At 71.6% G+C, this 16,696-nt stretch carries 17 protein-coding genes and 1 tRNA gene; 6 read left to right on the forward strand and 12 right to left on the reverse strand.

Annotated features, from left to right (window positions below; genetic code table 11):
* Positions 1-55: 55 nt before the first annotated feature.
* Positions 56-871, forward strand: coding sequence for an SDR family oxidoreductase (locus tag OG386_RS27510; RefSeq protein ID WP_328790328.1), 816 nt, complete (start codon positions 56-58; stop codon positions 869-871).
* On the opposite strand, the gene OG386_RS27515 is transcribed toward OG386_RS27510, so the two are convergent.
* Genes OG386_RS27515 through OG386_RS27530 form a run of 4 tightly spaced genes read right to left on the reverse strand, consistent with a single transcriptional unit; the run spans position 868 to position 5,498 of the window.
* Positions 868-2,322 carry a GH1 family beta-glucosidase gene (locus tag OG386_RS27515; RefSeq protein ID WP_328790329.1) on the reverse strand — a complete coding sequence of 485 codons (1,455 nt, stop codon included), beginning with the start codon at positions 2,320-2,322 and terminating at the stop codon, positions 868-870. The two genes, OG386_RS27510 and OG386_RS27515, sit on opposite strands and share 4 nt — an antisense overlap.
* Positions 2,319-3,143 carry a carbohydrate ABC transporter permease gene (locus OG386_RS27520; protein ID WP_328790330.1) on the reverse strand — a complete coding sequence of 275 codons (825 nt, stop codon included), beginning with the start codon at positions 3,141-3,143 and terminating at the stop codon, positions 2,319-2,321. The genes OG386_RS27515 and OG386_RS27520 overlap by 4 nt, the downstream gene beginning before the upstream one ends.
* On the reverse strand, positions 3,140-4,135 hold the full coding sequence (locus OG386_RS27525) for a carbohydrate ABC transporter permease (protein ID WP_328790331.1): 996 nt from the start codon (positions 4,133-4,135) through the stop codon (positions 3,140-3,142). Before OG386_RS27525 ends, OG386_RS27520 begins: the two co-directional genes overlap by 4 nt.
* A gap of 7 nt (positions 4,136-4,142) precedes the next feature.
* Entirely contained in the window at positions 4,143-5,498 is a 1,356-nt protein-coding gene (locus OG386_RS27530) for an ABC transporter substrate-binding protein (protein WP_328790332.1), read from the reverse strand.
* A gap of 102 nt (positions 5,499-5,600) precedes the next feature.
* Between OG386_RS27530 and OG386_RS27535 the strand changes: the two genes are divergently transcribed.
* Positions 5,601-6,626, forward strand: coding sequence for a LacI family DNA-binding transcriptional regulator (locus OG386_RS27535; RefSeq protein WP_328790333.1), 1,026 nt, complete (start codon positions 5,601-5,603; stop codon positions 6,624-6,626).
* A 72-nt stretch (positions 6,627-6,698) separates the two neighbouring features.
* On the opposite strand, the gene OG386_RS27540 is transcribed toward OG386_RS27535, so the two are convergent.
* The 4 genes from OG386_RS27540 to OG386_RS27555 all read right to left on the reverse strand — a co-directional run bounded on the left by OG386_RS27540 (position 6,699) and on the right by OG386_RS27555 (position 9,581).
* Positions 6,699-6,771, reverse strand: a tRNA-His gene (locus OG386_RS27540).
* Between the two features lie 106 nt (positions 6,772-6,877).
* Positions 6,878-7,480: an oligoribonuclease gene (orn, locus tag OG386_RS27545; RefSeq protein WP_030008729.1), complete on the reverse strand. Its 603-nt coding sequence runs from the start codon at positions 7,478-7,480 to the stop codon at positions 6,878-6,880.
* 105 nt (positions 7,481-7,585) lie between these two features.
* Positions 7,586-8,761: a helix-turn-helix domain-containing protein gene (locus tag OG386_RS27550; RefSeq protein ID WP_150257537.1), complete on the reverse strand. Its 1,176-nt coding sequence runs from the start codon at positions 8,759-8,761 to the stop codon at positions 7,586-7,588.
* A gap of 376 nt (positions 8,762-9,137) precedes the next feature.
* Positions 9,138-9,581, reverse strand: coding sequence for a hypothetical protein (locus tag OG386_RS27555; protein WP_405787321.1), 444 nt, complete (start codon positions 9,579-9,581; stop codon positions 9,138-9,140).
* A 322-nt stretch (positions 9,582-9,903) separates the two neighbouring features.
* Here OG386_RS27555 and OG386_RS27560 point away from each other — a divergent pair, with 322 nt between their 5' ends.
* Positions 9,904-10,437, forward strand: a complete 534-nt coding sequence (locus OG386_RS27560) for a universal stress protein (RefSeq protein WP_266596220.1) — start codon at positions 9,904-9,906, stop codon at positions 10,435-10,437.
* Positions 10,438-10,593: 156 nt separating this feature from the next.
* Positions 10,594-11,163, forward strand: a complete 570-nt coding sequence (locus OG386_RS27565) for an acetate uptake transporter (protein WP_030008733.1) — start codon at positions 10,594-10,596, stop codon at positions 11,161-11,163.
* 73 nt (positions 11,164-11,236) lie between these two features.
* Here OG386_RS27565 and OG386_RS27570 read toward each other — a convergent pair whose 3' ends face one another.
* A complete protein-coding gene (locus OG386_RS27570) occupies positions 11,237-11,617 on the reverse strand; it encodes a winged helix-turn-helix transcriptional regulator (RefSeq protein ID WP_328790335.1) in 381 nt (126 codons plus the stop codon).
* Positions 11,618-11,713: 96 nt separating this feature from the next.
* Here OG386_RS27570 and OG386_RS27575 point away from each other — a divergent pair, with 96 nt between their 5' ends.
* Positions 11,714-12,121, forward strand: a complete 408-nt coding sequence (locus OG386_RS27575) for a RidA family protein (protein ID WP_328790337.1) — start codon at positions 11,714-11,716, stop codon at positions 12,119-12,121.
* A gap of 58 nt (positions 12,122-12,179) precedes the next feature.
* Here the strand turns inward: OG386_RS27575 and glmS are convergent, their stop codons facing one another.
* Both glmS and OG386_RS27585 read right to left on the reverse strand, forming a co-directional pair.
* Positions 12,180-13,997 (reverse strand): glutamine--fructose-6-phosphate transaminase (isomerizing), encoded by a 1,818-nt coding sequence (glmS, locus tag OG386_RS27580; protein WP_328790338.1) that lies wholly within the window; start codon positions 13,995-13,997, stop codon positions 12,180-12,182.
* 65 nt (positions 13,998-14,062) lie between these two features.
* Positions 14,063-14,338: a hypothetical protein gene (locus OG386_RS27585; protein WP_030008735.1), complete on the reverse strand. Its 276-nt coding sequence runs from the start codon at positions 14,336-14,338 to the stop codon at positions 14,063-14,065.
* Between the two features lie 172 nt (positions 14,339-14,510).
* On the opposite strand from OG386_RS27585, the gene OG386_RS27590 reads away from it, so the two are divergent.
* Positions 14,511-16,103 (forward strand): beta-N-acetylhexosaminidase, encoded by a 1,593-nt coding sequence (locus tag OG386_RS27590; RefSeq protein ID WP_328790339.1) that lies wholly within the window; start codon positions 14,511-14,513, stop codon positions 16,101-16,103.
* A gap of 16 nt (positions 16,104-16,119) precedes the next feature.
* On the opposite strand, the gene OG386_RS27595 is transcribed toward OG386_RS27590, so the two are convergent.
* A complete protein-coding gene (locus OG386_RS27595; RefSeq protein WP_328790340.1) occupies positions 16,120-16,668 on the reverse strand; it encodes a hypothetical protein in 549 nt (182 codons plus the stop codon).
* Positions 16,669-16,696: the final 28 nt, after the last annotated feature.

The following is a 16,696-nucleotide window of genomic DNA, read 5'->3' on the forward strand; positions in this document are numbered from 1 at the left end:
GGTGAGGGGCTATGGTCGCAACTAAGTCAGTCGACTAACTCACAGGGGGATCATCATGATCGTAGTGACGGGTGCGACCGGGAACGTGGGGCAGGAACTCGTACGGATCCTCGCCGACGCCGGCGTGCGCGTGACCGCCGTCTCCCGGCGGCCGGCGGAGCTGCCCGAAGGCGTCCGCCACCACCGGGGCGACCTCGCCGAACCGCAGGGCCTCGGCCCCGCGCTCGAAGGGGCCGAGGCGCTGTTCCTGCTCGTCGCCGGCGAGGACCCGCACGGCATCCTGGAGCGGGCCGCGGCCGCCGGGATCCGCCGGGTCGTCCTGCTCTCGTCCCAGGGCGTCGGAACCCGCCCCGAGGTGTACGCCCACCCCGCGCGGTTCGAGGACGCCGTCCGCAGCAGCGGCCTGGAGTGGACGGTCCTGCGCTCCGGCGGCCTCAACTCCAACGCCTACGCCTGGGCCGAGGGCATCCGCACCCGGCGCACGGTCGCAGCGCCCTTCGGTGACGTCGGGCTCCCGACCGTCGACCCGGCGGACGTCGCCGAGGTCGCGGCCGCGGTCCTGCGCGAGCCGGGCCACGCGGGCCGGACCTACGAGCTCACCGGGCCCGCCCCGGTCACCCCGAGGGAACGGGCCGGGGCGATCGGCGCGGCCCTGGGCGAGCCCGTCCGCTTCGTCGAGCAGACCCGGGAGGAGGCCCGCGCCCAGATGCTGACCTTCATGCCCGAGCCGGTCGTGGAGGGCACCCTCGGGATCCTCGGCGAACCCCTGCCCGCCGAACGGGAGCCGAGCCCCGCCGTGCGGGAGGTCCTCGGTCGGGCTCCCCGCCCGTTCGCGGACTGGGCGGCCCGCACGGCCCCGGCCTTCCGCTAGGCCTCGTCCCCGTAGGCGTAGAAGCTCCCCTTCCGGGCCAGGCGGGCGTACCAGTGGGCGCTGGAGCGGGGAGTGCGGGCCTGGGTCTCGTAGTCGACCTGCACGATCCCGAAGCGCTTGCTGTACCCGTAGGACCACTCGAAGTTGTCCATCAGCGACCAGAGGAAGTAGCCCTCCACCGGGGCGCCGTCCGCCAGGGCGCGGTGGACGGCGGCGAGGTGCGCCTCCAGGTAGCCGATGCGCTGCGGGTCGTGCAGGTCCGGGGCGTACGCCGCGCCGTTCTCGGTGACCAGCAGCGGCAGCCCGGGCGCCTCGCGGGTGAAGCGCATCAGCAGGTCGTACAGGCCGGTGGGGTCGATCGACCAGCCCATGTCGGTCCGCTCGCCCGGGGGTTGGTGGAAGGCGACCGACTCCGCCGCGGGCCAGGGGGAGTGCACCGCCGCCCCGTGCCCATCGGCGCGCGGGCCGTTCCCGACGGGGGCGGCCGAGACCACCGCCGGCGTGTAGTAGTTCACCCCGAGGTAGTCCAGCGGCTGGTGGATCAGCGCCTCGTCGCCGTGGCGGACGAAGGACCAGTCGGTCACCGCGGCGGTGTCCGCGAGCAGGTCCTGCGGGTAGGCCCCGTGCAGCAGCGGGCCGGTGAAGACCCGGTTGGCCAGGGCGTCGATCCGGCGGGCCGCGTCCAGGTCGGCCGCCGAACCGGTCAGCGGCCGTACCGCGCTGGGGTTGAGCGCGATACCGGCCCGGGCCCCGGCCGGCAGGGCCGCCGCGGCCAGCCCGTGGGCCAGGTTGAGGTGGTGGGCGGCGCGCAGCGAGTCGGCGGGGGAGGTGCGGCCGGGGGCGTGGACCCCCGAGGCGTAGCCGAGGAAGGCGCTGCACCAGGGCTCGTTGAGGGTGGTCCAGAGCTCCACCCGGTCGGCGAGCGCCGCCGTGACCTGCTCGGCGTACCGGGCGAAGGCGTAGGCCGTCTCGCGCTCGGGCCAGCCGCCCGCGCTCTCCAACTCCTGCGGCAGGTCCCAGTGGTACAGGGTCACGCAAGGCCGGATGCCGTACGAGAGCAGCTCGTCGACGAGCGCGTCGTAGAAGCCGATCCCGCCGGCGAGGACCCGCGGCCAGGACACGGAGAACCGGTAGGCGCCGAGCCCGAGCGAGGCCATCAGCCGCACGTCCTCCCGCCACAGCCGGTGGTGGTCGACGGCCACGTCGCCCGTGTCGCCGCCGTGCACCTTGCCCGGCGTACGGCAGAAGGTGTCCCAGATGGACGGCCCGCGCAGGGCCCGGGCGCCCTCGATCTGGAAGGCCGCCGTGGCCGTTCCCCACAGGAACCCGTCGGGGAAGCGCAGTTCCCGCCCGCCGGTGTCCGCAGCCGTGTGCGCGGCCGTGCCCGTGTCCGCTTTCGCTTCCGCGTTCGTGTGCGTGTCCGTGTGCGTGTTGGTCGGGAGTTGGGTCATCCCTTCACCGCTCCTTGCATGATGCCGCCGACGATCTGCCGGCCGAAGAGGAGGAACACCAGCAGCAGCGGGAGCGTGCCCAGCAGCGCGCCCGCCATGATCACCGACTGGTCGGGGATGTAGCCCCGGCCCAGCCCGGTCAGGGCCACCTGCACCGTCGGGCTGCCGTTCTGGGTCAGCGCGACGATCGGCCAGAAGAAGTCGTTCCAGGCCATGACGAAGGTCAGCATCCCCAGCACCGCCATCGCGGGCCGGGCGGCGGGGAACACCACGTGCCACAGCACCCGCAGCGAACTCGCCCCGTCCGTGCGGGCCGCCTCCACCAGCTCCATCGGCAGCGCGTGCACCAGGTACTGGCGCATGAAGAACACCCCGAAGGCGCCCACCAGGGTCGGCAGGATCACCGCCTGCAGCCGGTCGGTCCACGACAGCTTCGCGATCAGCATGTAGAGCGGCACCACGCTCAGCTGCGGCGGGATCAGCATCGTCCCGATCACCAGCGCCAGCAGCGGCCGGCTCCCGCGGAAGCGGAGCTTGGCGAAGGCGAAGCCGGCGAGCGTGGAGAAGAACACGGTGCCGGCGGCGACCGTGCCCGCCACGATCACCGTGTTCAGCAGGGCGGTGCCCATGTTGGCGTCGGTCCACGCGAGCTGGAGGTTGCGCCCCAGGTTCCCGCCGAACCAGAACGGCGGCGGGGTCTGGGCCAGGCGCGTGTTGCTCCGGGACGCCGCGATCGCCGTCCACACGAGCGGGAAGAGCGAGCCGGCCGTGAACAGGGCCAGCACCACGTACGTGAACCGGCCCGCGCGCAGTGACCTCATCGGGAGTCCTTCCGTCCGCGCAGCAGCCGCGCCGCCCCGGCGATCAGCAGCAGGATCAGGAACATCGCCCACGCGATCGCCGAGGCCCGCCCGAGGTGCAGGTTCACCCAGCCCTGCTCGTACAGGTACAGCCCGAGCGTCTGGAACTGGTGGTCCGAGCCGCCCGTCGCGCCCGCCCCGCCGTTGAACAGCAGCGGTTCGCCGAACAGCTGGGTCGCCCCGATCGTCGACACCACACAGGTGAAGAAGATCGTCGGCCGCAGCGAGGGCACCGTGACGTGCAGGAACTGCTGGAAGCGCGAGGCCCCGTCCAGCGCGGCGGACTCGTACAGCTCGCCCGGTACGGCCTGCATGGCCGCCAGGTAGATCAGCGCGTTGTAGCCGGTCCACCGCCAGATCACGATGGTGGAGACGGCGAGTTGGGAGGCGAACGTGCCGTTCTGCCAGTCGACCGCCTCGAAACCGACCGCCGACAGCGCCCAGTTGACCATCCCGTAGTCCCGGCCGAAGAGCAGGACGAAGACGAGCGTGGCCGCCGCGACCGAGGTCGCGTACGGGGTGAGCACCGCGACCCGGAAGAAGGCGGAGCCCCGCAGCCGGTAGTTGAGCAGATGGGCCAGCCCCAGCGCGATCGCCAACTGCGGCACCGTGGACAGCAGCCCGATGGTCACCGTGTTGCGCAGCGCGTTCCAGAAGAACTCGTCGTCCCACAGCCGGGTGAAGTTCCGCAGCCCCACCCACGTCATGCTGTCGGGATCGGTCAGCTCCACCTGGTGCAGTGCCGCCCAGCCCGTGTAGAGCAGCGGGAACAGCCCGAAGGCGGCGAAGAAGAGGAAGAAGGGCGCCACGAAGGCGTACGGGCTCCAGCGCAGGTCCCAGCGGTAGCGGCGCGAGCGCCACGCCTGGCCCGGCCGGCTCCGGCCGCCCCCCTCCGCCGCCGGCCGCTCGGGGCCGACGGCGGAGGGGGACAGGAGTGCCGTCTCGTCCGTCACCGGTGCCTCACTGGTCCAGGGCGTTGTCGATCGCCTTCACCGCGGCCTCCCAGCCCTCCTGCGGGCTGCGGCCCTTCTGGTCGACCTGCAGCATCCCGATGTCCGCCAGGTTCTGCGCGATCACCAGGTCCTTCGGGCCGACCGCCGCCACCGGCACGCCCTCGGCGGCCTTCGCGAAGATCTCGCCGATCGGGGCGCCGCCGAAGTACGCGTGCTGCGCGCCCGACACCGTCGGCAGTTTGTACGCGGCGCTCGCGCTCGGGAAACTGCCGCGCTTCTCGAAGAGCTTCGCCTGCTGCGCCGGAGCCGTCAGCCAGGCCGCCAGCTTCGCGGCCTCCTCGGCGTGCTTGCCCGCCTTCGGCACCACCAGGAAGGAGCCGCCCCAGTTGCTGGGCTTCGGCGCCTGCGCCACGTCCCACTTGTCCTTGCCCGCCGGGCCGGCCTTGTCCTGGATGTAGCCGAGCATCCAGGCCGGGCAGGAGACCGTGGCGAAGGAGCCGTTGGAGAAGCCCTGGTCCCAGGCCGGGGTGAACTGCTGCAGCTTGGCGCTCAGCCCGTCGGTGGCGAAGGAGGCCGCCAGGTCGAAGGCGCCGCGCACCGCCGGGTTGGTCTTGTAGACGACCTTGCCCTGGTCGTCGTAGAAGCGCTGGGCGCTGCTCCCGGTCACCGCCGCCATCACGCCCGACGCCGAGTCCACGAAGGACTTCCCCTCGCCGGCCTTCGCCTCGTAGGTGCGGCCCGTCTCCAGGTACTTGTTCCAGTCGCCCGCCCACAGCGCCCCGACCGCCGTCCGGTCGGTGGGCAGCCCGGCCGCCTCGAAGAGGTCCTTGCGGTAGCAGATGCCCTGCGGGCCGATGTCCGTGCCGAGGCCGACCGTGGCCCCGCCCTTGGCCGCGGGCGCCGTGCCCTGGGCCCACTTCCAGGGCAGGTACGCGGCCTTGTCCACGCCGGGGGCCTTGGCCAGGTCCACCAGCTTGTCGGCCTGGGTGGCGGTGATCTCGGCGATGTTGTTGACCTCGACGGCCTGGACGTCGGCGAGCCCGCTGCCCGTGCCCAGGTGGGTGAGGAGCTGGGGGTAGTAGTTCTCGTTCCGCTCGATGGAGGTCTGCTCGATGCGGATCCCGGGATTCTGCGCCATGTACGCGTCGTAGAGTCCGGCCTCCTGGAGTCCGAAGGCCCCGAAGACCCCGACGGTGAGGGTGGTCTGTGCGCCGCCGCCGGAGGTGCCGGTGGAGGGGGAGCCCTGGTCGGGGCCCTCGTCGGGGTCCTGCGCGCACCCCGCGAGCAGCAGGGCCGCGGTTGCGACCGCGGCGACGGTCGTGACGAGGGTTCTTCGGACTCGGGCTCGGGCTCGGACGCGCATGTGCTTCCTCCCAGAAGGACGAAACGTGCCAGGTGTCGTGTGACACAGTGTGGGAGCGCTCCCACAGCCGTCAAGAGGTAGATTCACAACCGGGAGGAAGTCATGAACGGGCACGGGCGCAGTGGGGGACGACCGACCCTGGAGGAGGTCGCGGCGCGCGCCGGAGTCGGGCGCGGCACGGTCTCCCGGGTGATCAACGGATCCTCCAAGGTCAGCGAGCACACCAGGGTCGCCGTCGAGGCGGCCGTGGCCGAGCTGGGGTACGTACCGAACCGTGCCGCGCGCGCCCTCGCGGCCAACCGCACCGACGCCATAGCCCTCGTGATCCCCGAGCCCGAGGCCCGCTTCTTCGCCGAGCCCTACTTCTCCGAAGTGGTCCGCGGTGTCGGCGCCGAGCTCGCCGACACCGAGGTCCAGCTCGTCCTCACCCTGGCGGGCAGCGACCGCGAGCGCCGCCGGCTCGCGCAGTACCTGTCCGGGCACCGCGTCGACGGGGTGCTGCTCGTCTCCGTCCACGCCGGGGACCCGCTGCCGGAGCTGCTGGCCGAACTCGGCATCCCGACGGTGATCAGCGGCCGCCGCTCGGCCGCCGAGACCCTGCCCAGCGTGGACTCCGACAACCTGGCGGGCGCGGCCGAGGCCGTGAGCCACCTCCTCGACCGGGGCCGCCGCGCGATCGCCACGATCACCGGCCCGCTGGACGTGTACGGGGCCCAGTGCCGCCTCGACGGTTACCGGAAGGCCCTGGCCGCCGCCGGACGCCCCGTCGACGAGCGGATGATCGCGGTCGGTGACTTCACCGAGGAGGGCGGCCGGCGGGCCATGCGCGCACTGCTGGAGCGCCACCCCGGGCTCGACGCGGTCTTCGCCGCCTCGGACGTGATGGCGGCGGGCGCCCGGCGGGAGCTGCGCGCGGCCGGCCGGCGGATCCCGCGGGACGTGGCGCTGGTCGGCTTCGACGACTCGGTGGTGGCCCGGCACATGGACCCGCCGCTGACCAGCGTCCGGCAGCCGATCGAGGAGATGGGCCGGACCATGACGCGGATGCTGCTGGACCGGATCGCGGGGGAGGGGGGCGAGGCGGCCGCCGTGCTGCCGAACCGGCTGGTGGTCCGGGAGTCGTCCTGACGGCCCCGCCAAGGGGTCCCCGGTCATGCAGAAGGCCCCGGTCCGCTTCCGCGAACCGGGGCCTTCCCGCAGGGTGAGTGACGGGACTTGAACCCGCGGCCACCTGGACCACAACCAGGTGCTCTACCAACTGAGCTACACCCACCATGTCCGGTCGGAAAACCGACCGGCCGAAGAAAAGGGTACAGGGTCCGGGAGGGTGCTCGCTCCCCCCTTTCCCCGCGCCTCCCTCCGGAGGGGCCCGGCCGGAGCTACGCGCCCGGCACGACGTGCTTGGCGGCGATGCTGCGGGCCGTGTCCGAGTCGGGCCCGGGCTGCGGTACGAAGACCGCCTCCCGGTAGTAGCGCAGCTCGGTGATGGAGTCCTTGATGTCCGCCAGCGCCCGGTGGTTGCCGTTCTTCGGCGGGCTGTTGAAGTACGCCCGCGGGTACCAGCGGCGCGCCAGCTCCTTGACCGAGGACACGTCCACGATCCGGTAGTGCAGGTAGCTCTCCAGCGCGGCCATGTCGCGCAGCAGGAAGCCGCGGTCGGTGCCGACCGAGTTTCCGCAGAGCGGCGCCTTGCGGGGCTCCTTCACGTGCTCCCGCACGTAGGCCAGGACCTGCGCCTCGGCATCCGCGAGGGTGGTCCCGCCGGCCAGCTCGTCGAGCAGGCCGGAGGCGGTGTGCATCTCGCGCACCACGTCGGGCATGGTCTCCAGCGCGGCGTCCGGCGGGCGGATCACGATGTCCACGCCTTCGCCGAGCACATTGAGCTCCGAGTCGGTGACCAGTGCGGCCACCTCGATAAGTGCGTCGTCCGTCAACGAGAGCCCGGTCATCTCGCAGTCGATCCACACCATGCGATCGTTCATGTGTCCCACCTTATGCGGTCCCCCACGGCGCGGACCGCATATGCGGAAGGTCCCCCATCGGCGGTGACCGATGGAGGACCCTCGTGCGTCGTACTCAGCTCGCGGTCACGCGTGTTCCCGCAGGACCCGGCCCGGGGCGTACAGCTCCGTCACCGTGGGACCCGACGCGGCCAGGGCCGCCGCCGCCCGGTGGGGCTGCGGAGTGCGCTGGTGCGGAACCGGACCCGCGTTGATCTCGGCCACCTGCGCCACGTCGGCCTGCGGCCGGCGTGCCCGGTAGGCGGAGCGGTAGGCGGCCGGGGAGGACCCCAGCTGCCGGCGGAAGTGACCCCGCAGGGCGACCGGCGAGCGGAACCCGCAGCGTCCGGCGACCTCGTCGACCGAGTAGTCGGAGGTCTCGAGCAGCCGCTGTGCCTGGAGCACCCGCTGGGTGATCAGCCACTGGAGCGGAGCGCTGCCGGTGAGCGAGCGGAACCGCCGGTCGAAGGTGCGCCTGCTCATGTAGGCGCGGGCGGCCAGCGTCTCCACGTCGAACTGCTCGTGGAGGTGTTCCAGTGCCCAGGCGACGACCTCGGCCAGCGGGTCGGCGCCGATCTCCTCCGGCAGCGACCGGTCGAGATAGCGCTCCTGGCCGCCGGTGCGGCGCGGCGGTACGACGAGCCTGCGGGCCAGGGCCCCGGCCGCCTCGCTGCCGTGGTCCGTGCGCACGATGTGCAGGCACAGGTCGATTCCGGCCGCCGTGCCGGCGGACGTGAGCACGTCGCCGTCGTCGACGAAGAGTTCGCGCGGATCGACGTGGACGGACGGGTACCGCTTGGCCAGCGTCGGCGCGTACATCCAGTGCGTCGTCGCGGGCCGGCCGTCCAGCAGACCGGCGGCGGCGAGCACGAAGGCTCCCGTGCACAGTCCGACGATCCGGGCCCCCTCCTCGTGCGCCAGACGCAGTGCGTCGAGCGCCTCCGGCGGCGGCGGTGAAGTGATGGAGCGCCAGGCGGGAACGACGACCGTTCCTGCCCGGGCGATCGCCTCCAACCCGTACGGCGCGGTCAGTTCGAGCCCGCCGGTGGTCCTGAGCGGACCGTCCTCACCGGCGCACACGAGCAATCGGTAGCGTGGAACTCCCGCGTCCTGCCGGTCAATGCCGAACACGGAAAGTGGAATGGAGCTCTCGAAGATCGGTCCGCCGCTGAAGAGCAGCACCGCGACGATCTCCCTGCGGCGACGCCCCGCGAGCTTCCGGCCGGCGTCTGCTGTGACGACGGCGGTGGAATCCTGGCTCATGGCGCTAAGCCCCCCTTGGGTGTCGCGACTCCTTGGTCTGGTCGCACCTGCACGTTTCCCCTCGGCCTTGCACGTGGATCCCCCGCCGTAAATACATGATCGAATCTACTGCGTCCCGTGGTGTCGGCGTGACAAGTTCAGCACGCAGCGCTATGTCGACTTCTCAACTTGGCGAAAAGCATTCGATCAGTAAGCGTTCCACTCCGCTACCCGAACGGGAAGCGTGCCGCCCGGCCATGGCCAGTACCTGTAGGGCCGGAACGCCCCCCGAGGCCCGTCGTCGCTGGTGATGAGGGGGACGGGGGGACATTCCGGCAAGGAGGGCACCCTGCCGGGAAGTTGGCTGAAAACATGCGTGTGTGGGTGTGCGAATGAGTCAGTCGTGCGGGGAGACCGGGCCGGCACCCCGGCATCCGCGGTGCATCCCGCCGCCGGCGCGCGAGTGCCGGCCGCGGTGGGCGGGCGGAAGGGACTTCTCCATGGACACCCGGGCCGCGGCCCGCCGGTTCTTCTCCGAGTGGCGCAGCAGGACCCGGCAGGCGGCCGTGACGGCGAGCAGGCCGAGGGTGGCGACGGCGGCCCCGCCGAAGGAGGTTCCGTAGACGACGAGGACCACGGGGACGAGCAGGCAGCTGAAGGCGGCCCAGCGCACGACGTCACCCGCGGGGTCGTCGTGGGGGTGTCCGGCGGAACGCACGGACGGGTGAAGGGCCGAGCGGGGCGACGGGGTGAACTGCGGGGCGGGGTCGGCGTTCTGGCGGGACCGGGCGGACTGCGTCGGCTGAGCTGGCTGGACGGGGTGAACCGGATGACCGGGCACGGCGTGCTCCCTGCGGGCTCTTACCTGAAGGTCGGACGCATGTCCCAACGCCCGGCGGCGGGCTCGGTCACTGTGCCAACGGGTGGCGGTGGCGCGTCTCGTCACTGGCTGTAGGGGACAGCGGACATTGCCAAGGCGCGCTCGCTCCGGCATGCTCCCTGGGACGCTCTCCAAGGGCGGCATGCCCTGTGCAGGACAGGAGTGTCGCCGTACCCTGGTGGGTATGGGCTTGGGAAGATGCTTCCCGGACAGAGCTCCGTCACACTGCGTCGCCGATTTCGCCCCTGTTGCTTCCTCCAAGGACCTCTTCGCCGAGACACCCATGGCCGGTCACGAATTCTCCGAACCCGCGGACCGCAAGCGCAAACGCGTCGTCGACCCCGAGTCGGCCGCCGATCTGCGCGCGGTGGAACAGACACGTGTGCACTGCGATCCGGCCTTCCGGCACGGGGTCGTTGTGGGATTCGACGGATCCACGTCCAGTGAGCGCGCACTCGCCTATGCGATCGGCATGGCCCGCCGCTCCGGATCCGGTCTGATCATCGTCCATGTCGCCAACCGGCTGCCCACCACCGTGTGGGCCGGCTGCGAGCCCCCCGTCTTCGTCGACGTGCCGGACCACCGCACCGAGGTGCTCGGGCTGGAGCTCGCCTGCGCGGACTATCTGGCCGAAGTGCCGTGGATCCTGGTCGAGCGCGGTGGTGACATCTGCCACGAGCTGGAGGAAGTCGGCCGGGAGTATTCGGCCGACGCCATCGTCGTCGGATCCACGCACGGCATCGTGGGCCGCATCTTCGGTTCGGTCGCCGGCCGACTGGCCAAGCGCGCACAGCGACCGGTCGTCGTCATTCCTTGAGTGCTCCCCTCCCTCGGGTGGGCGATCGATCCGGTCGCCCACCGTTGTCGTTCCGTGACCGTTTGTTAAGTCGCTTGTGCGGTTGTGCCCCCGTGTAAAGGGTAGATAAGTGCTGCTGGGACGCAGCAAACAACTGCAGATCGAAGGGAGCCCGCCGTGGACAATGGTGTCTCTGCGGGAAGCACGGCCTCGACTTCGACCCTCGGGAACATCGCCCTGGGTCTCACCCTTCTCGCATTCGGTATCGGCCACACCGGTGTCATCGACGGCGTGTCCGCTGCCAACTCCGTGTCGCTCGCCATGTACGTCGGCGGCGCGGCCCTGTTCCTCCTCGGTCTCCTGGAGTACCGCGGCGGCAACGGGTTCAACGGCACCGCGTTCGCGGGCCTCGGCATCTTCTGGTTCACGTGGGCCAAGGGCGCGGGCGGTTCGGTCTCCGACGAAGCCGCCGGAACGTTTCTTGTCCTCTTCGCGATGCTCGCGCTGACCCTCACGGTCGCCGCCGCGAGCGGTCTGTTCAGCCAGGGCGTCTACGCCCTGCTGACCCTGTCGCTGCTCCTGCTGGCCATAGGCGCGTTCGTGGACAACGGCACGCTCGCGAAGGCGGGCGGCTGGGTCGCCGCCGTCTCCGGGCTGCTGGCCTGGTACGGCGCCACCGCGGCGCTGGCGCACTGGCCGATGGCCTTCGGCAAGGCCCGTAGCGGCGGCGCGGTCGCCGCGAGCTGACGGCCACCCCACCTGCGGCCCCCCGGACGATCCGGGGGGCCGTACGCGCGTGCCGGCGGGCGGCGCCGGCCCGTCAGGCGTCGAAGCGGCGCCGGGAGGCCTCGATGTCGCCGAGGAACCGGTGGGTCCAGTCGCACAGTCCCCCGATCGTCACGCGCAGCACCCGGCCCGGCTCGGTGAGGGTGTACTCGACCCGTGGCGGGACGACGGGGTGCACCGTCCGCTCCACCAGGCCGTTGCGTTCCAGCATGCGCAGGTTCTGGGTGAGCATCTTGTGGCTGATGCCCTCGATCGCGTCACGCACCTCGCCGAAGCGCAGGGTCTCGTCGCCCAGGGTCTCGATGATCAGCAGCGCCCATTTGTTGGCGACGTCCGAGAAGATCTCCCGCGCCAAGGAGTCGGCGCGCCTTAGATCGGCCTCGTCGGGCGAACCCGTGAACTGCTTGGTCACCATCAGGTTCCTCCGTCACCAAAAAGTGCGTTCTTCCATGTCAGAGCACACTCTCCTACGGTGCCTGAGTAACCACAAGAGAGCACCGGAGGCAGGAACATGGCCATCACCCTCGTGAACCCGACCGGCTTGCCGACGGTCGACGCCTACCGACAGGTGTCGATCGCCACCGGGTCGAAGCTGGTCTTCGTCGCCGGACAGGTCGCCTGGGACGCCGATGGGGCCACCGTCGGCGAGCGCGACCTCGCCGCTCAGGTCGAGCGGTGCTACCTCAACGTCTCCGCCGCGCTGGCCGCGGCCGGAGCCTCGTTCGACGACGTGGCGAAACTGACCGTGTACGTCGTCGACTGGACCCCCGACAAGATGCCGCTGCTGATGCGGGGCGTCGCCCGCGCCGCCGCGCAGCTGGGGACCACCCCGGCTCCGCCGGCCACCCTCATCGGCGTCGCGGCGCTGGACGTCCCCGAGCACCTGGTCGAGGTCGAAGCCACCGCCGTCGTCGACTGAACGCGGACGCCCCCGGGACCAATGGTCCCGGGGGCGTCCGCGTGCGGTGAGGGTGCGACTACTCGACCGTGACCGACTTCGCCAGGTTGCGCGGCTTGTCGATGTCCCGGCCCATGGCCAGGGCCGTGTGGTACGCCAGCAGCTGGAGCGGGATGCCCATCAGGATCGGGTCCAGCTCGTCCTCGTTCTTCGGCACCACGATGGTGTGGTCCGCCTTCTCCTGCTCGCGGTGGGCGACCGCCAGGATCCGGCCGCTGCGGGCCTTGATCTCCTCCAGCGCCGCGCGGTTCTTCTCCAGCAGGTCGTCGTCCGGGACGATCGCGACCGTCGGCAGCGAGGGCTCGATCAGCGCCAGCGGACCGTGCTTGAGCTCGGAGGCCGGGTAGGCCTCGGCGTGGATGTAGGAGATCTCCTTCAGCTTGAGGGAGGCCTCCAGGGCCACCGGGTAACCGCGCACCCGGCCGATGAACATCATCGACTTGGCCTCGGCGAACTCGGCCGCCAGCTTCTTGATGTCCTCTTCGCCCTCGAGGATCTCCTGGATCTGCGCGGGCAGCTTGCGCAGGCCCTCGATGATCCGCTTGCCGTCGGTGACCGAGAGGTCGCGGATGCGGCCGAGGTGCACGGCGAGCAGCGCGAAGGCCACGACCGTGTTGGTGAAGCACTTGGTGGAGACGACGCAGACCTCGGGGCCGGCGTGCACGTACACGCCGCCGTCGGCCTCGCGGGCGATCGCGGAACCGACCACGTTGACCACGCCGAGGACGCGGGCGCCCTTGCGCTTGAGCTCCTGCACGGCCGCGAGGACGTCGTACGTCTCACCGGACTGGGAGACCGCGATGTAGAGGGTGTCGGGGTCCACTACCGGGTTGCGGTAGCGGAACTCGGAGGCCGGCTCGGCGTCCGCGGGGATGCGGGCCATGCCCTCGATGAGGCCGGCGCCGATGAGGCCCGCGTGGTACGAGGTGCCGCAGCCCAGGATCTTGACCCGGCGGATGCCGCGCGCCTCGCGCGGGTCCAGGTTCAGGCCGCCCAGGTGCACGGTGTTGAAGCGGTCGTCGATCCGGCCGCGCAGCACGCGGTCGACCGCGTCGGGCTGCTCGGAGATCTCCTTGTGCATGTAGGTGTCGTGACCGCCCATGTCGTACGAGGCGGCCTCCCACTCCACGGTCTCCGGGGTGGCGTTGGTCGTCGTGCCGGAGGTCGTGTAGGTGCGGAAGTCGTCCGCCTTGATGGTGGCCATCTCGCCGTCGCCGAGGGTGACGACCTGGCGGGTGTGCGCGACCAGCGCGGCGACGTCCGAGGCGACGAACATCTCCTTCTCGCCGATGCCGAGGACCACGGGGGAGCCGTTGCGGGCGACGACGATGCGGTCGGCGAAGTCGGCGTGCATGACGGCGATGCCGTAGGTGCCGTCGATGACCTTCAGCGCCTCGCGGACCTTCTCCTCCAGGGAGTCGGCCTCGGAGCGGGCGATCAGGTGGACGATGACCTCGGTGTCGGTCTCCGAGATGAAGACGACGCCCTCGGCCTCGAGCTTGGCGCGCAGCTCGGAGCAGTTGTCGACGATGCCGTTGTGGACGACGGCGACCTTGTTCTCCGGGTCCAGGTGCGGGTGGGAGTTGATGTCGCTCGGGGCGCCGTGCGTGGCCCAGCGGGTGTGGGCGATGCCGGTGGTGCCGGCGAAGCGCTTGGGAACGCGGGACTCCAGCTCGCGGACGCGGCCCTTGGCCTTGACGACCTTCAGGGCCGGTGCCTTCGGGGTGTTGACCACGATGCCCGCGGAGTCGTACCCGCGGTACTCCAGCCGTGCCAGGCCCTCCAGCAGCAGCGGTGCCACGTCACGCTTGCCGATGTAACCGACGATTCCACACATACGGTTCTGCCCCTCCTGAAGTTCGGTTCTGTACTCGTCCGGAGCCGCGGGTGGCGGCGGCCGGCTCAGCCGTAGACGATGCGGCGCAACTGCCGGAGCGAGAGCTCCGGCGGCGCCACGGCGCGGTGCGGCAGCTCGGCCGCGATCCGCTCGAAGATCTCCGCGTTCACCGCTCCGCCGGACTGCAGTTCCCGGTGGCGGCGGCGGACGAACTCCTCGGTCGTCTCGTCGAAGTAGGCGAGCACGTCCAGTACCACCCGGGCCGCCTCGCCGCGCTGGAGCGCGGTGCTGCGCACCAGGTGGTCGACGAGGTCGTCATGCGACGGGCGGCGATCGAGCACTCGTAGATATTGGCGGCTAACAGCGACGAACGCAAAGATCCTGCCCGATTTCGGGCAGGATCTCTCTGGTCTGGACCAGTGAGGCGCTCGATGTGCCCTCCTTCGGATGATTTCCGCCCGCCCCGGATTCGCCCACCGGACGGGACGGCCCCCGTGGCCTATACCTGTGCGCATGAGAGTCCTGCGACGCACGCTCGGCACCCTCCTCGCCTTCGCCGCGGCCCCGGCCCTGGTCACGGCCTGCACCTCCGCCCACGGTGACGACGCCAGACCCGGGGACGACCCGCCGGTGGCCCTCGCCCCCTTCGAACGGCTGCTCCCCGTGCCCCTTTCCGCGCACGCCGAAGGCCCCGGGTACTCCTTCGGCGCGGGCACGGTCATCCGTACCGGCCGGGGCCCGGGCGAGGAGGTCCGCCGGGTGGGCGAGCTCCTCGCCGAGCAGTTGCGCGGCCCGAGCGGGCTGCCGCTGCCGGTGGTCGACGGGGCGCAGGGGGACGGGATCCGGCTCAGGATCGACGAGGGGGCGCAGGGGGTGGGCGAGGAGGGGTACCGGCTGGAGTCCGGCCCGACCGGGGTCACCCTCACCGCGCGGACCCCGGCCGGGCTCTTCCACGGGGGGCAGACGCTGCGCCAGCTGGTGCCGGTGGCGGGTCCCGGGACGGTGCCGGGCGGGACGGTCACCGACCGGCCGCGCTTCGCGTACCGGGGGGCCATGGTCGACATCGCGCGCCACCACTTCTCGGTGGACCAGGTGAAGCGGTACGTGGACCAGCTCGCCCAGTACAAGGTCAACACCCTGCACCTGCACCTGACCGACGACCAGGGGTGGCGCCTGGCGATCGACTCCTGGCCGCGACTGGCGGAGTACGGGGGCGCGAGCGAGGTCGGCGGCGGGCCCGGCGGCCACTGGACGAAGGCCGAGTACCGGGAGCTGGTGGCCTACGCGGGGCAGCGGTACGTGGACGTGGTCCCCGAGATCGACATGCCGGGGCACGTGAACGCGGCGCTCGCCTCCTACGCCGAGCTGAACTGCGACGGCAAGGCCCCGGAGCGGTACACCGGCGTCAAGGTGGGCTTCAGCTCCCTGTGCGTGGCCAAGGAGCGGACGTACGAGTTCATCGACGAGGTCCTCGGCGAGCTGGCGGAGCTCACCCCGGGCCGCTACCTGCACATCGGCGGCGACGAAGCGCACGCGACGCCCGCGGCGGACTACGCGGCCTTCATGGACCGGGCGCAGGCGGTGGTGGGGCGGTACGGCAAGACGGTGGTGGCCTGGCACCAGCTGGCGGCGGCCCGCCCGGCCCGGGGCGCGGTGCTCCAGTACTGGGGCCACGACAAGACCGCGGCCGCGGACAAGGCGGCCGTGGTGGCGGCGGCGAAGGCGGGACACCCGCTGATCCTGTCCCCGGCGGACCGGCTGTACCTGGACATGAAGTACGACCCGGCGACGAAGCCGGGCCTGGCCTGGGCGGGGTACGTCCCGGTGCGGCGCGCCTACTCCTGGGACCCGGGGGCGTACCTGGCCGGGGTGCCCGAGTCGGCGGTGCTGGGGGTGGAGGCCCCGCTGTGGACGGAGACCGTCGCGACGCGCGGCGACTGGGAACTGATGGCCTTCCCGCGGGTGTTGGGCCTGGCCGAGCTGGGCTGGTCGCCGGCGGTCGCGCTCGACTGGACCTCCTACAGCCGCCGCCTGGCCGCGCAGGCGCCCCGGCTGGAGGCGCAGGGCATCGCCTTCTTCCGGGCGCCGGACGTCCCCTGGCAGTGACCGGTGGGGGAGGGGGTCAGGGCGAGCAGGAGGTCTTGGCCCCGTCGGCCTCCGAGCCCACCGTTATCTCGAATCCGGCCCCCGTGGCGAACTCCGCGGCTGCCTCGGGACCGTAGAACTCGGTGAGGAAGCGGGCGGGCGGGAAGGAGAGGGCGAGCACCTTGGCCTGCCCGTCCTCGCCCTTCGTGAAGCACGATCCCCACGTTTCCTGACCGCGCACCGGTTCGGGCTCGAACCGCCAGCCGTCGGCCTCGGCAGCCTTGCGGTAGTGGTCGAGGACCTCCTGGCGGGTGCCGGGATACACGTAGGTGCGCCCTGCGGACAGCCAGGCGTCGCCGCTGTCGTCCGCGCACTCGGAGGAGACGCCGTCGAAGCTGCGGGGGGCGCTCGCGCCGGGCGGCGGCGAGGAGAGCAGGGGAAGCGACTCCAGTTCCTTCATCCGGGCCCCGGTCCCCTCGCAGGTCTTGAACGGGGACAGGAAGGAACAGCCGGACAGCCCCCCGGCCACGAACACGGCCGACAGGAGCAGGGCGGCCGTGCGGCCGGGGCGGATCCGGAACGGCATGGGGGCTCCCAGAGGCATGCGGGCCGCG

This window comes from Streptomyces sp. NBC_00273, assembly GCF_036178145.1.
In the GTDB taxonomy this organism is placed as follows: Bacteria; Actinomycetota; Actinomycetes; order Streptomycetales; family Streptomycetaceae; genus Streptomyces.